We start from the raw sequence: 14,632 nt of genomic DNA on the forward strand, positions 1-14,632 counted from the left end.
GCATGCACAGGCGGACGAGTTATCAACGGTCGATGACGACCTTCCTCAGCCTTCGCAACAATTTCTCACGTTTGCCAAACGAGTTGGTCAAGCTATCGGCCAGCATTGGCGAGAGCGGCGGTTCGAGTGCCAAACACCAACAGCCACGCCCAGCGTACCAACGACGATTGATAGAGTAGACCCGCCAGTTCTCTGAGGCAGTCAGCATGCGGCGCGTCACCCAAAGTCGAACGTCTTAAGTTACCGCGTAGCAGGTGACTTCGCCGTAAGTTAGTATAAGAAACGCTAGCACTGTTCTTTTCAGACTGCTTCGCTTCATCGATCCACAAGCGCCCCTGGAATGCCGCAACCCGAGCCAATCGGTGTGGAGCCCTTGCCGCTAGAGCCAGCGGTTCTACAAGACCTGTACGGGCTGTGCCGAGCCATTCGCGAGCATGCGCATCGGGTCGTGCAGCGCGAGGTAAGGAAGGCCGACCTATTTGCCGAGCTCGCCTACGGCAAACTTTCGGACGCTGATTTCGTACGACGTCTCCGTTCGCTCAATGCGGCCCATGAGTCGCATCTAGACGAGGGGGTGCCCGATGCCGGCCAATTGCTTCAGTACCTACCTCCGGATCGTTTACGAAGAGCCAACAGCCAGGTTGCGTTCGGCATCGATGCGGCCGAAGACGCACTAGCGATGACGCTTAAGGATCGTCGGCAGGCCGGCATCTGGTTTAATGCCTTTAGGGCTTTGCTCGGTGGATGGTTTCTGCGGCTTGAATTACTAGACGACTTGGCGAGTCGCATCCGGTCCGCACTAGATGGGACGAAAGCAAATCAGCCTTCAAGCGCGGACACAGAAAAGTATCTCAAAATACTTCCCAGAAACTCAAACGTCATCAGCTGCTTCCATTTCGTGCGTGCTTTTAAAAACTGTGGCAAATCGCAAAACCAGCTCATTGAAGAGTTTGCGAAAAGACAAGATGCCTCACCGGTGGCCCTGCTTCGCGGCATGAACCGGTACGGCGAGCGGCTTCGCGACGCTGGATTCAGCCTCTGAAAGCGCGGACGCAGATTTTGGAAGGTTCTCGCAACTGCTTACACTCTCCGGCGTTCTAAGGCCCGGAGAGATGGATGAAGAACAAGCGATACCTAACGCCCAGGGATTTTGCGACCGCGGTCGGCATATCCCCGAAGACAGTGCAGCGCCGGCTCAAGGCCGGGCAGCTGCCAGCGATGCAGCCTGGCGGCCCTAACACCGCCTGGCTGATCGATTACGACGCTTTCGCCGCCGCTTTCACAGCGGCGCGCGCCCAGCACGCAGCGGGCAATGATGAAATGGCGGGCGGCGACGCCGCGGACCTGACGCAGGCTCGCAGTGCGTTGGAGGAGCAAGACCAAGTGACTACGCAGATCTCAGGACCGCGACCACGTTGGATGCAGTCCCTACCTAAGAAAACTGAAAGAGGATATGGCGCGAAAGAGACTTAACGAAGTAGTAAATGGCCAGTATTTCCAATGGTTGCTGACCGTGCGCAACGAAGTGTACCAAGCGGACGGTCGGCGAAATAAACCAAGTACGGGCAGGCATTCGCTGGGCACGCGCAGCCGAGAAGAGGCTCTAGGAAACCTGAAACTGTTGGATCAACAGACGGCGGTAAAGCGAGGTAAGCTTGACGCGGCACTGTTACTTCCAAGCGACCGACAGGACGTCACGCTGCAGGCGGGCGTCGACAAGTATCTAAAGCATGTTGGCCGGCCAAAGGTGGCCGGTGGTGCGGACATCGCCACTGTTAAGCGGTACCGGGCAGTGTTCGCGAAGGCTCAGTTGTACCTCCAAAGTCAAGGCATAACGAGTTGGAGTCAAGTGACCGCGCCCCGGCTCGACGACTACTTGGCTTGGTTGGATGCGGAGGGATACGCGTATGCGACGGAGTTCCTGGAAGGTACAACGATTAAGCAACTCAATAAGTACTTGATCGGTGAGGACCTTCTGCCGTTGACGTGCAAGTTAAATCGGAGCCTGCGGCGGCCCACTGGAACTGATACGTACTGCTATCGTCATGAGGAGGTGGCAGCGATGATCAAGCATTGCTCAGCCATTAAGTCGCTCGGGTGGCTTACCGAGGTGATCATCGGCCTTGCGCATACGGGCATGCGAATCTCGGAGCTCGGCAGCTTGAGTTGGGCGTGCGTCGACCTGACCCCAACTAATCCAATCATCACGCTGAAAGACGAGAGTCGTAGCCGGCGGGTCAAAGGGCGAGCTCCGCGGACGACCAAGAGCCGACGTGATCGCCGGTTCCCAATTCATCCGGACCTCTACAAGCTGCTCAGTACCAAGTACGCCGTCGGCATTCGCGGGCGGGTGTTCCAAGCCGCAAAAGGCGGCGCGCTGCACGACGGTAATTTACGCAAGATCTTCGTCGAGCAGGTGCTGACGCCGCTCTCGGAGCAATTCTCCACGCCCGAGGACGAGATTGGATTCAAAGATGGACGACTGCACAGTTTTCGCCACTATTTCTGTTCCTGGTGCGCAAATACTGGCGTGTCTGAGCAGGCGCTGATGGACTGGCTGGGCCACCGTGACAGTAAGATGGTGCAGCGCTACTATCACCTGCATGACCCACAGGCGCAGCAGCAAATGAAAAAGTTAGGTACTATTCCCGGGCTGGGCGCGACGTAGCAAGCCCATTTTCCCTTAGGAGGTTCCGAGGCGTCGTGATTGGAATACGATCCAAAGTGACGATGATGCTGGAGCAGAGCGGCACTCTTGACACAGCATTGACACAGTTGCTTGTGACAAAGAAAAAGGCTCTTCATAAGGCGTTGTTATTTAACACCTTATGAAGAGCCGTGTGCCACTGAGCGGAGAGGACAGGATTCGCCCGGGCAGTTTTCTGTAACTGCCGCATGTCGAAGAGTTTGCGGCCTAACGTGAGGGAGTCATTCGGGTTACGAACTTCTAGTTCATTCTCGTTACTCCCCGTCCAAACCGGTCGTTCTACCGGTTTACCTGGACAAATTCAGGACAAATTTACGGCTCCAGAACCGAGCCTACGGACAATCGCAGGCACCACTAGTGTTAGCTTGCTCTTCTTCGTTGGAATTGGGGGGGCGATTGGCGGCCGCACTCGCCGGAAGTCAACAAACGAGCGAGGGTTGCCCGACAATTCGGCCCTACTGGCTTTAGCCAAGACTTATCTGGAAACTCAGCTGAGGCTTTATGGATCAGTGGAGTTGTCCCGACTCCTGCCTCGCGCTGACAAGCAGACAGCCGCCTGCCTTGTCGATGAGTTTCGGAACGCATTTCTTGACTTAGATTGGCGCCCGTCGTCGCCGCTAGAAACCTCTTTGTCGTTGACGCCTGTCGCGGCGGTCTATCTACGCTATAGCTGCGACAAGAGCAACCCGCGCTCCCTTGACCAGCAACTGCGGAATTGTCTGGAAAAGGCTGCACAACTCGGTCACTGGGTGCCCTGGGATCTTGTTTTCGCAGATGCCGCAGTGAGTGGCACGTCCGCAGCTCGTCGCGGGTATCAAATGGCCAAGGCGGCCATTGAAGTCGAGTCGGGCAGAATCGGACTCGTCCTGATTGATGAAATTGGAAGGGCAGCCAGGGACGCCATCGAAACTTTGAAGCTTGGTCGTTTGATGGACAACTGCGGTAGTCGATTAGTCGGCTGCACTGACGGTTTTGACTCCAGTCACGCGCATTCAAAGATGATGCTATCGATGTTCGCCATGGTGCACGAGCACTTCGTCGATCAGCTCCGTGGGAAGGTGAGACGCGGAACCGACGACGCATTTCGCATTGGTAAGAATATTCGACCCCCGAGCTTCGGATACAAGCTGGTTCCCTGCTTAGATGCTGAGGGTTGTCCAATCGTAGATACCAAGGGTCGTGTCGACGTTCAGAAGGTAGTTGATGACGAACATGTAGAGTGGGTGATTAAGGCATTTGAAATGTACGTCGATGGTCGCAAGAGCCCATCGAAAATCGCGGCATTCTTCAACGATCATGAAGTGGGTGGACGAAAAACGTGGGACGGCCCAAACGTCACTCAGTTGTTGACCAGACGAACCTATATCGGTGAAGAAGTCGAAGGCATGACGCGCAATTGCTTCGATAGCGAGTCAGGTAAGCGAACCACCATTAAGGTGCCGGAAAGCGAGTGGAAGCGACGAGATGTTCCGCATCTACGCATTATTTCTGATGAAATGTTCGAGGCGGCTCAGGCACGCCGAAGGCAATGCCGCGACGCTCACGACACTAAGCTCAAAAACGCACCTGCTCGCACAGCAGTCTACAGTAACTTACTGATTAGACCTGTATGCAGCTGCGGTACGCGGCTCGTGATCGGGAGGACCGGCGAACATAAGAGCCTCTTCTGTCCCAGCGCCCGGGACCACAAACACAAGTGCCAAATGGGGGGCTATAAGTCAGTCCGCATCATCGAGTCGTGCATCCTCGACCATGTGCGGTCGAGCCTCACGCCGGCTTGCGAGCAGGAGGTATTAGAACGGGCGAACAAATTTCTGGCCGACGAGATTAACAAACCTGTCAAGGATACGAAGCCGCTTGAAAGGACTATTAAGGAACTAAAGAAGAAGGTGGCGTTATACCTGGATAAGTTCGAAGAGAATCCGAGTGAAGCAGCAATCTCACGGGTAAACGACTATGAGCAATCACTCAAGGAACGCGAAGCCGAGCTTCGGGACATAAAGTCCCGGCAGCTGTCCACTCCAGTGCCTCTGGATGCAGAGGCGGTATCCAAGGCTCTTGACCAAATTAGGCAGCTATTGAACTCCGATAAGGAGGATGCCGCTCCAGTTATCGAAAAGCTGGTCGGCCAAGTGGTCGTTAGTCAGACTACCAATGCTGCGAAGAAACGTGTCTGGACGGCGAAATTCTTAATCAACTTAGTCCCAGTAGTCGCTGAATTAACTGCGAAGTCACAGTGTCTAAACGCTCCTACATGGGAGTACCTACATCTAAGTGATTGGACACTGTTAACGGACGCCATCGTGCCCCTCGAAACTGTCCCACCGTACGTCCAGATTGCACCGGAACTCTTGCGTTTACACACGTCGGGCGCAAGCATCGAGAGCTTGGCTGCGCTGTTCAAGAAGTCGACGTCGGTCATCCGAACGATCTTGAAGTTCGCGCAGACGGGGGAGAAGCCGCAGTGGGAGCCTAAGGGGAAGAAGCGAGACCGAAGAAAGAAGGGTAGGGAAAAAGAGGGGGATAAAGTCGAGTGTAAATATTTGCAATTCGGCGAGCTAATTGCCGAACGGAGGGAATTAGGGGAGACGTTCCGCGAAATTCGTGGTTTCATCTCCAACGAATACGGAGTCAAAATGTCCCACCCTACCGCCGTGCGCGCCTACGACCACGTCCGGCCCGCAGCGGCGATCGCCGCTGCGGCGTCGGGCAGAATGCCAAGCCGAAACAGTAAGAACGTATTGCGACCAGAGCAGTACGACGAAATTCGGCGGCTTCTTTGCCTGCAACCGCGAGTCAAATACGCAGATATCGCTGCGCAAGTCGGGTGCAGCGCGGCGACAGTATCTAGTGAGAAACGGCGAATGACGGCTGAAACAAAAGATGAGGCGAAAAGAGCCGATAAGTAGGACGGAATCGAAGAAGCCAGTCGCGGTAGACGTCGGTCTGATCGAGGTTAGCTGGCTTCACGCCGAGCGTGGCCAGACAGTGCAGCGGGTCCAACACGTGTTCCCTCTGGCCCTAAGACCGGTCGTCGGATAGGCGGATGCCTTTTTAGCCCCTTGGCAGCCGAGGGATTTTTTGGTGCGGGGGCGAAATCGCACTGCGTTTCGACACTGTGCTCCAAGAGTTAGCGGTCGTGAAACCTCCGCGCGCAAGCGAACAAGGCTTCAGCCGACGGTGGGGGGGACCAGCGCTGGAGCGACCACGACTATCGCCCAAGCCAAGCTCTCCTTAGTCGTTGGACTGCGATGCAGCAAACTGGGGTTCGCATCGACCACGGTGGTCCTTGACGGTTCCTTTTCGCTGGCAAACTTCGACATGTTTGACCGCCGCGTCGCTGGCACATATCGTCGTCTACAAGGGGCGTTTGCGAAGGTGGGCAGTGATCGAGCGCCGCAGAAACGGTGCACTGTGCAGTGGCAGTGCATGGCAAGCGATCCTTAAGAAATGGAATGACCAATGAAGGCAGTTCATAGGTGGGCATTGGCGGCGCTCGGATCGATGTTCTTGTGGTCGGTTGAGAGCTGCCTGGCTGGCGTGGTTGGCGGCGTACGAACCGTCGCCTTATCGGGCATGACTGCGCCAGGAACCAATGAGACGTTCGGCGACGTTGGCTATTCCGGTGTTTCACTGAATAACCTTGGCGAGACGGCGTTCATTGCTTCGCCCTCGTTCAACAATTTTGAGTTCCTCTTCGAGCCCCGGCCTACACGCGCCATCAATGACGAAAGCGTCTGGACGGAAGCTGGCGGCAGCGGCCTTCGACGAATTGCGCATGAAGGACCGGGCCTGCCTGGCGATGCGACCTACGCGAATGTTGCCCGTCCCCTTATCAGCGACTATGGCGACACCATCTACCACGGCTCGTTCTCGGGCCAGCCGGCGGCGACTCAGCGCAGCGCGGTAAACATCTTGCGGAATCGCCTGGGGCACACCGACGTTGTCGTTGCAGCACATGGATCGATCGCACCGTCCACTAGCGTCACTTACTTCGAGATTCACCGTCCCTCGATAAACGCGAATGGCGACGTCGCGTTCTTCGGCGGCGTGAATGCGTCGGTGGATAAATACCAAGGGATTTGGGCCGAAGTGGGTGGCGGATCGCTCGATCTGGTCGGCAGGCAAGGCGATAGCGCCCCCGGGACCACAGGGACATTCAGGGACCTGTCGGAGATCCTCACTTTTGACTCAAGTCTCGCAATTGGCTCCGGCGGACACGTCGCCTTCCGAGGTACGTTTTTCAACGACCGCACGCAAGGAGCGATTTGGCTCGCTACCCCCACGGGCGCGCTTCAAGCAATCGTGCGCGAAGGCGACGTCGCGCCGGGCACCAACGCAACCTTTTCCGCTGTCGGGCCGCCGCGCGTCAATGGCCGGGGTGAACTTGCGTACTCAAATGACTCCGGCAGGGCTCTCTGGCGGTACTCGACCGAGACAGGCTCGGTTCTGGTCGCTATTCAGGGTCAACACGCGCCTGGAGTCGACGCGGTGTTTGCATCGAACCACATTAACTTTCCAACATTTCGTGACCCCGCTCTCGGCGATGGGGGCCACGCGGCGTTCGCCGCAAGCCTGCTTAAGGGCAATGTTATGACCGAGAGCATTTGGGCTGCGGATCCCTCTGGCGAACTGAAAATGGTGGCTCGACAAGGCGACTCGGCGCCTGGGACCGATGTTGTTTTCCTTGATTTTGGAACCCCCACGGTCAACGCTCGCGGACAGCTTGCGTTTAGCGCTAGAACTGTCGACTTCAGCCCGCTGCACCACGGCATCTGGGCGCAGGACCGAAATGGCGTCCTTCGACCAATCGTTAAGGCCGGAGATTCGCTGAACGTTAATGTCAACCCCGCCACGCCGGACCTGCGGGAAGTTCAGTATCTGAGTTTCTCAGAGGGGGGCAGCTTTGGATTGGACAGGATCACTGGGTTCAATGATCTTGGCCAAGTTGCGTTTTTCGCCCGATTCACCGACGGGACCAGCGGCGTGTTTGTCTCGAATGCTGTGGCAATACCGGAGCCCTCGAGTATCGTGGCATTGGGCCCGTTAGCTTTAATGTACAGATCGAGAATGCGCTGGGCGCGCCATTAAGTACACACTAACTACAGTGCGTCGGTGAAATCGACGAATGGCACTTAGATCTGGTGCAACTCGTGGTCATGAACTGAGATAGGCTTAAAAGGCGTCTCTTGCTCTAGATGATGTTGTCTCACACATCGGTTTTGCTGGCGGTGGCAAGCTTATTGTCGCGAAGGACGCTACTCGGCTGTACACGATTCCTGTAGCGACGATCCAAACCGAGAAGAACATGCGTCCTTAGAGGGGCTCTGGGAGAATGAGTGAGGAACAGCAGCGGTCGGAACTTACGCAGAACGTACAATTACCAATCGCGCGAACGTGCCGCTTGGAGCGAATCGTGTTCGGCAAAATTGTCATTGTTACGATCCTCTTTTCAAGCCTATCGCCGCCCTTGCTTCAGGCCACGGAAATTCCGCCCAACGCAACGGTGCTAGATCCCGACATTGTATGGGACGTCGCTAACCCAGACAGCTTCGCCGTCTCATCCGACGGCAAGCAAATCGCATACATCAGCAAGGGGGCGATCTGGCTCTGCGGCGTCGACGTCGGCCCTCCCACAAAACTCGTCGATCTCCCTAACACGACCACTTCAATTCTTGCAGAGCCCAAGTATCTGGAGCAGCGCGAGAAGTCAGCACGTTCGCCTCACGATCGCCGCTTTACGGCTCTAACGGGTCCGGTTCATGCAGGCAGAGACTACGTCTTTGGCCTCGGCTGGACGTCCTCGCAAGATGGGCTGTTCTACACCGTGCGAAAGCGCGTGGGCAACAACACGCCAGTCACGGCTTACCATGTCATGCACGTATCGCTAGCTGGCGAAGTCGATGAAATCACAGTCATCGAAGGCCAGTTCGGCATTCCATATGAAGAAGATTCCTCATTCCACGTCACTACTAACCGCAAGCACGTCGTCGTCTCGTACTACTCCACGCTCATTTGGGATGTCGACCGGGCCCGGCCGCAGGCCACGCCCTACGACCGCCTGGTCCCGTCATCGGCGAGCGGCCGGTTCCTCGGGATCGAGATCGACACCCGCCAACTCGTGCTGGTCGACGAGCAATTCGCCATCGCCAAGCGATTCGACGTCACGTTCCCCGTCGAACGAATGGTCGATCTGACTTGGTCAGACGACGAGCATTTCGCCATTTGCCGGACGCACAACGAATATGGCTCGCAGGGAGCTACCGCCCTCCGAATCAATCTCGAAACGGGACATCAGACGCCAAGCGTCAAGTGCAACGTGAGCGATCGCTTCCTGTTCATTGGGGCAGAAGGAAAGTTCCTTCAACTTCGCGTTGCCAACCAAGGCATCTGGGGCTACATGAATGGAGAGGCGGGCACGCGCGCCATCGTGGTGGAACCAGACGGCGAGTCCCGACACCTCTTCACCACCAAAGGCTTTCGCAAACCAGAAAAGGGGCAATGGGGTTCGATCTTTCCTCCTATGATCGCGGCCGCCGACGGCAGCCGCATCGCGTTCGCACTCCCGCGGCCCGAAGATCAGGCGCCCGGCGCCCAGTATCATCTGATCGATCTTCAAGGCTGCACGACCCCCTTGGAGCCAGTGAGCGACGCCAGTTACATCACGCCCTACTTTCCGATCACATTCGCTGACGAGAGCCGTCGACTGATCGCCCGATCGGGATCGACGTTATTCTCCGTGCCCGTGCCCGCAGTCGATCCAACCGAGGAGGCTCGTGATGACCAATAGCATGGGCCGACGGGTGGTAACATTCCTATTGCTTCTCGCCTCATTGCGAGCCATCGCATGCGCGAGGCCGGCAGAGCTTCCTGCAGAGTCGCAGGTTCTCGACGATAAACTCATCATGGACGCGAGGCCAGAGCCGCTCGTTTCCCCAGACGGTCGGCAGGTCGCCTACTTTAGCCGCGGGTATGCCTGCGTCGCCGACATTGCAGCTGGCAAGTCGCGACAACTCATCGAGGTTCCCGGCACTTGGTCGCACGTTTACGCCAAGTCCGTCGACCCTGGCGACCTAGACTCACTCGATCATCCCGTTACCGCCAAAAAGTACAAAGACTTGTATCGCGACGTTTCGCAACGTATCGCGGACTTCCAGTGGACCGCCGATTCTGCGGCCATCGTCTACAGCTTGTCACACGAAATCCCTCGAAAAGAACTCGATAGCCACGTCACTCAGGTGCATGTGTGGCGTATGCCGCTCACTGGCGAGCCCAAAGAAATTGCCAGCGGCGACTTGTCATACAGTGGTCGCCGAGGCCCGGGCGGCGTGATCACCCGCGACGGTCGTTTCCTTGTCAACAATTCCGGTCGCGATCGCGCGCTGATCTGGGATCTGGCGACGAACAAGCCTCGCGCCACTCCATTTCTCAATCTAACTCCCTCGCCGACCAGTGGACGCTGGCTCTGCGTCGAGAAAGATACTCGGCAGCTAGTGGTCGTGGACGAAGGATTCCAGGTGATCGCCCGCCACGACGAAATCGTGCCCAAGAGTGACTATGGCTTCAATATGATCTGGTCACCCGATGAGCGGTTTGTCTTCTGGCGCCAACAGATCGGCGTCGACTATTACAGCAACTGGGATGGCTGCCGGTACGACTTGGTCACTCGGGATCGCCAGATCTTTACTGGCAGCTACATGAACGAAGCGATCATCTTCACCGGGCATCGAGGCGAATTCCTACGCGTCGGCGCCAGCGGAATTCAAGGTCCCGGCCAAGGTCTGACGGTGAGGGAACAGTACGTTGGCCTCGTTCCCGATGGTCGCGTGCACATGCAGCGATTTTGGCATCACACCCATCCAACGGGCCAGGACAGCATGGTTTCGAGGCCGGGTGGCGGCTCGCAGGTTCTCTGGTCGCCCGATCTGCAGCTGTTCACTATCGGGCTCGCTCGTCCACAAGGTCCTCACGGGGCAGTCATGCATCTCGCAGATCGCCATCGCCATCTCTGGCGACTTCCAGGAGAAGAGACAGAAGACTATGTCTCGCCTTATCAAGTCGCCGGCTTCGCGCTAGACGGCGAGTCAATCATCTCCTACGACAAATCACGCCTATTTTCTCTCCCAGTTTCCGCAATCAAGGCCGCCGAGAACAAACTTCGTTAGAGCTGCAATGGACCGAGGCATGGTAACGACCGTGACGCGCCTTACTGCCCCAAGTGTTCGACTTCGCTCTATCCATCTGTAGAGTGCTTAGGCATTCACCCAATTACTCGTGCGATTAGGCTTCTTACAGAATCACTGCCATCCCAGCGGCCCAGCTACGACGGTCATGTGCGGGTTGTTGGGAATGGCGGTGGCGCTGTGAACTAGAGCCGCCTGAGTACGCAGCATTCATAACTCGGCCGACGCAGAAATCCTGCGAATCTGAGACGAGTCGCCGCGACCAGGCCGCAAATCCCCGCAACGAACACGCTAGACGGTTCGGGGACGAGTGTGACTTGAAGCCCGTCCACGCTAGCCCAGAAGCCCGTAAACGAAACGGCGTGGATCGGTACAGTGCTTTGCCAGGCGAACCACTCTGACTCGCCACGCAGGTTTGCGAAGTCATAGTGAAAAGCAATCTCGTCGATGGGACTGTTGGCGACGTCGAAAAAGCTGAGGCTTATCGGTCCGGCCTGTGATGTGGTGACGGCATCGAGCCAGTAACCGCCGAACTTCGGTGCCGGTTCATCGAAGTCGATTCGGCCGATGGGGGAGTTGCAGGTGATTACGTCTGAACCGGCGAAAATCGGTTGCAAGCAAACGCCCTTCGCTCCATCGAATGGAATGGCGGTCAATTCACTGGACCCGTCAATGCTATGAAAGCCTGGACCGTCCCAAATAAACAGAGGCGGCGTCGGTGGCTGCGGTTCACTCGTCGAGCACTCACCTGTAAGCGTTCCCAGTCCCTCCAGAATATCTACAGGACCTGAGTCGCGCGGTGTCGATCCAGTAATCCATCCACTGCGCGGTGCATCCACAGTTCCACCAGCCAAGAGGGGGAGCACCGGCTTAGTTCTGTTAAGATCACGTAGTTGGACAATGCCGATCGAGTGCGAAGTAGCGGTAGAGCAGCCGCTTAAGTACGTCGAAATCGCCCCCGAAGTGAAACGGCTTTACGACGAGGGGGCTATGTGACCGCCATTCCAAAAACGTAGCGCGCGGCTGGAGGTCTGGCGCCCGAATTCTGTAGCGCACAACCGTGCATTGTTTCGAGTTTGCGACACTGGGATCATCGTGGCAGCCGGCCGCAGGCCGGTTGCCGTCACTGATTACTGAGTGCTCGTGAAGCGAGGCGTGCCAGGAGTGCTACGTAATATGGAGAAGTGGGCTGAGATCCGTCGCCGCGTATTAACTGGCGAGCTTAGTCGGCGGCAAGCGTGTCGCGAATACAAGTTGCACTGGGAGACAATTCAGAAGGTCCTGGCGTACGTCGAGCCGCCCGGCTACCGGCACGCCACGTCCCGGCCGCGGCCGAAGATGGAGCGCTTCCTGCCGCTGATCGCCGAGATTCTCGTGAGCGACGCGAAGGCGCCGAAGAAGCAGCGCCACACGGCGCAGCGGATCTTCGACCGGCTGGTTGCGGAGCACGCCTTCGACGGCTGTTACTCCAGCGTCAAGGAAGCTGTCCGCCAGTGGCGGCAAGGGAGCCAAGAAGTCTTCCTGCCGCTCTCCCATCCTCCCGGCGAAGCGCAAGTCGACTTCGGCTTCGCCGAGGTCGACGTCGCTGGCGAGCGGATCAAGGCGGCGTTGTTCGTGATGACGCTCCCCTACTCGGACGCCGTCTTCATTCAGGCGTTCCCCCGAGAGTGCACCGAGGCCTTTCAAGAAGGTCATCGACGGGCGTTTGAGTTCTTTGGCGCCGTCCCGACGCGGATCAGCTACGACAACAGCCGCGTGGCGATCGCCAAGATCACCGGCAGCCGCAGCCGGCAGCTAACCAGCGAGTTCCTCCGGCTGCAGAGCCATTACCTGTTCCAAGCGCACTTCTGCCTGGTGCGCCGAGCCAATGAGAAGGGGAAGGTCGAAGGGCTCGTCGGGTTTACCCGCCGCAACTTCCTCGTCCCCGTGGCGCGCGTCGAGTCGCTGGAGACGCTCAACGCCGAACTCTTCCAACGTTGCGATCGAGACCTCGACCGGACGCTCCGCGGCAAGGAGGGTTCGAAGCGCGAACTGCTCGCCGCAGATCGACAAGCGATGCTTGACCTGCCGCGGCAGTCGTTCGACGCCCGCCGCGTGACTCAAGCGTCGGCCAATTCGCTGTCGCTGGTAAAGTTCGATACGAACCGCTACAGCGTCCCCGTGAAGCATGCTCACCGGCCGATCACGATCGTGGCGACGGTCGACGAGGTTCGGCTGATTGACGGCGACCGATTGGTCGCTCGCCACGGCCGCTCTTGGAAGCGGGAGCAGGACCTGTTCGATCCGGTCCACTACCTGGCGCTACTTGAGAAGAAGCCGGGAGGCTTCGATCATGCCAAGCCGCTCCAGGAGTGGGACTTGCCAGAGTGTTTCGCCGCGCTCCGCCGGCTGTTGGAGACGGAGCCGGGCGGCTTGGGAACGCGCGAGTTCATCCGCGTCTTGCGACTCTTGGAAGGGTGCTCTCTGGAGCAACTCCAGGATGCCGTCGAGTACGCTCTCGACATCGGCGTCCATGACGCCGATGCGATTCGCGTGATCGTCGAGCACCGTCGCGAAGCGCCGGTGGCGCTCTTCTCGCTTGACGGTCGGCCCCATCTGCGGCTGGTCGACGTTGGCCAGACTGACGTTTCGGCCTACCAGGCCCTGCTGACGGAGGGCGCCTCATGAGCAAGACCGAAACGAAGAGTACGGTGCTGGTGAAGCATCATCTCAAGCAGCTCAAACTGCCGACGATGCAGAGCGAGTGCGAGAAGACGGCCGCTCGCGCGGCGAAAGAGAATCTTGATCACTTGGCCTATCTCCTCGCCCTCTGCGAGGCGGAACTCGTTGATCGGGAACGACGCGCCGCCGAGCGGCGCCTCAAGGCCGCCCGCTTCCCGGCGACCAAGACGCTCCAGGAGTTCGACTTCGACCTCCAGCCGTCGGTCAACAAGCCGTTAGTCTTGGAGTTGGCCAAGGGAGATTGGATCGACCAGCGCGAGAATCTGCTGCTGGTCGGCGCCAGCGGCACGGGGAAGACCCATCTCGCCACGGCGCTCGCGCTGTCCGCCTGTCTGCAAGGCCGCAAGGTACGGTTCTTTCGGGTCACCGAGCTGATCGCCATGCTGTTCGAAGCCAGGGATGACAAGCAGCTGCTCAAGTTCCGCTCGCAGTTGGCCAAGCTCGATCTGGTCGTCCTCGACGAACTGGGCTACGTTCCCGCCAGTAAGGCGGGCGCCGAGCTGTTGTTCGACGTCATCGGCGCGGCCTACGAGCGCCATAGTCTCGTGGTCACCACCAATCTGTCGTTCGAGCACTGGACCGAGGTCTTGGGAAGCGAGCGGCTCACCGGCGCGGCGCTCGACCGCCTCACCCATCGTTGCCATATCCTCGAAACCAAAGGCGAGAGCTATCGGCTCAAGGACGCACGCCGGCGTCGTCGATCTAACGACAAGGAGTCTACGGCAACGGCCTGACGCGGGAGGGCCTGTATCATTCCCGCACCTCAACTAGCGCTACAGTTTCGGGGCGCCGCGCGCTACGTTTTTAGAATGGCGGTCACACAGTTGGTCTCCGGTAGTCGCCAACGGGTGTGTCGCGAATTGCGGGCGTAGCTTGGTGCAGGTGTTCCGAGTCGAGATGAACTCGTTGGCGTGCGTTAGGACGCAAATGAGAAGGCCAGTTTTCGAGCGAGGTCGCTGGAAGGGGGATTTTCCGCGTAGTCACGCCTGAAGGTGAACTGCAGGGGGGCCGGAATCAGTGA

Annotated in this window: 11 protein-coding genes; 9 read left to right on the forward strand and 2 right to left on the reverse strand. The window is 58.0% G+C overall.

Going from position 1 to position 14,632, the window contains the following annotated elements; translation table 11 throughout:
• Positions 1-340 precede the first annotated feature (340 nt).
• From I41_RS04395 to I41_RS04405, 4 genes are all read left to right on the forward strand, one after another.
• Complete coding sequence (locus I41_RS04395; RefSeq protein ID WP_145431271.1) at positions 341-1,042, forward strand: hypothetical protein; 702 nt, start codon at positions 341-343, stop codon at positions 1,040-1,042.
• 74 nt (positions 1,043-1,116) lie between these two features.
• Positions 1,117-1,473 carry a helix-turn-helix domain-containing protein gene (locus tag I41_RS27645; RefSeq protein ID WP_210421108.1) on the forward strand — a complete coding sequence of 119 codons (357 nt, stop codon included), beginning with the start codon at positions 1,117-1,119 and terminating at the stop codon, positions 1,471-1,473.
• Entirely contained in the window at positions 1,454-2,668 is a 1,215-nt protein-coding gene (locus I41_RS04400; protein ID WP_145431273.1) for a tyrosine-type recombinase/integrase, read from the forward strand. Before I41_RS27645 ends, I41_RS04400 begins: the two co-directional genes overlap by 20 nt.
• 476 nt (positions 2,669-3,144) lie before the next feature.
• Complete coding sequence (locus I41_RS04405; protein ID WP_168206682.1) at positions 3,145-5,616, forward strand: recombinase family protein; 2,472 nt, start codon at positions 3,145-3,147, stop codon at positions 5,614-5,616.
• 261 nt (positions 5,617-5,877) lie between these two features.
• On the opposite strand, the gene I41_RS27025 is transcribed toward I41_RS04405, so the two are convergent.
• The gene (locus I41_RS27025) at positions 5,878-6,030 is read right to left on the reverse strand and encodes a hypothetical protein (RefSeq protein WP_168206683.1); all 153 of its coding nucleotides are present in this window, start codon (positions 6,028-6,030) and stop codon (positions 5,878-5,880) included.
• Between the two features lie 139 nt (positions 6,031-6,169).
• On the opposite strand from I41_RS27025, the gene I41_RS04410 reads away from it, so the two are divergent.
• The 3 genes from I41_RS04410 (at position 6,170) to I41_RS04420 (ending at position 10,872) form a co-directional block, all read left to right on the forward strand.
• Entirely contained in the window at positions 6,170-7,798 is a 1,629-nt protein-coding gene (locus tag I41_RS04410) for a DUF7453 family protein (protein ID WP_145431277.1), read from the forward strand.
• A gap of 325 nt (positions 7,799-8,123) precedes the next feature.
• Positions 8,124-9,497, forward strand: a complete 1,374-nt coding sequence (locus I41_RS04415; protein WP_145431280.1) for a hypothetical protein — start codon at positions 8,124-8,126, stop codon at positions 9,495-9,497.
• A 115-nt stretch (positions 9,498-9,612) separates the two neighbouring features.
• Positions 9,613-10,872: a hypothetical protein gene (locus I41_RS04420; RefSeq protein ID WP_145431282.1), complete on the forward strand. Its 1,260-nt coding sequence runs from the start codon at positions 9,613-9,615 to the stop codon at positions 10,870-10,872.
• A 203-nt stretch (positions 10,873-11,075) separates the two neighbouring features.
• On the opposite strand, the gene I41_RS04425 is transcribed toward I41_RS04420, so the two are convergent.
• On the reverse strand, positions 11,076-11,756 hold the full coding sequence (locus tag I41_RS04425; RefSeq protein ID WP_210421109.1) for a hypothetical protein: 681 nt from the start codon (positions 11,754-11,756) through the stop codon (positions 11,076-11,078).
• 310 nt (positions 11,757-12,066) lie between these two features.
• Between I41_RS04425 and istA the strand changes: the two genes are divergently transcribed.
• Positions 12,067-13,557 (forward strand): IS21 family transposase, encoded by a 1,491-nt coding sequence (gene istA / locus I41_RS04430; protein ID WP_210421110.1) that lies wholly within the window; start codon positions 12,067-12,069, stop codon positions 13,555-13,557.
• Positions 13,554-14,345: an IS21-like element helper ATPase IstB gene (gene istB, locus I41_RS04435; RefSeq protein WP_145431288.1), complete on the forward strand. Its 792-nt coding sequence runs from the start codon at positions 13,554-13,556 to the stop codon at positions 14,343-14,345. The genes istA and istB overlap by 4 nt, the downstream gene beginning before the upstream one ends.
• Positions 14,346-14,632 lie beyond the last annotated feature (287 nt).

The sequence above is a fragment of the Lacipirellula limnantheis genome (assembly GCF_007746075.1).
Classification (GTDB): Bacteria; Planctomycetota; Planctomycetia; order Pirellulales; family Lacipirellulaceae; genus Lacipirellula; species Lacipirellula limnantheis.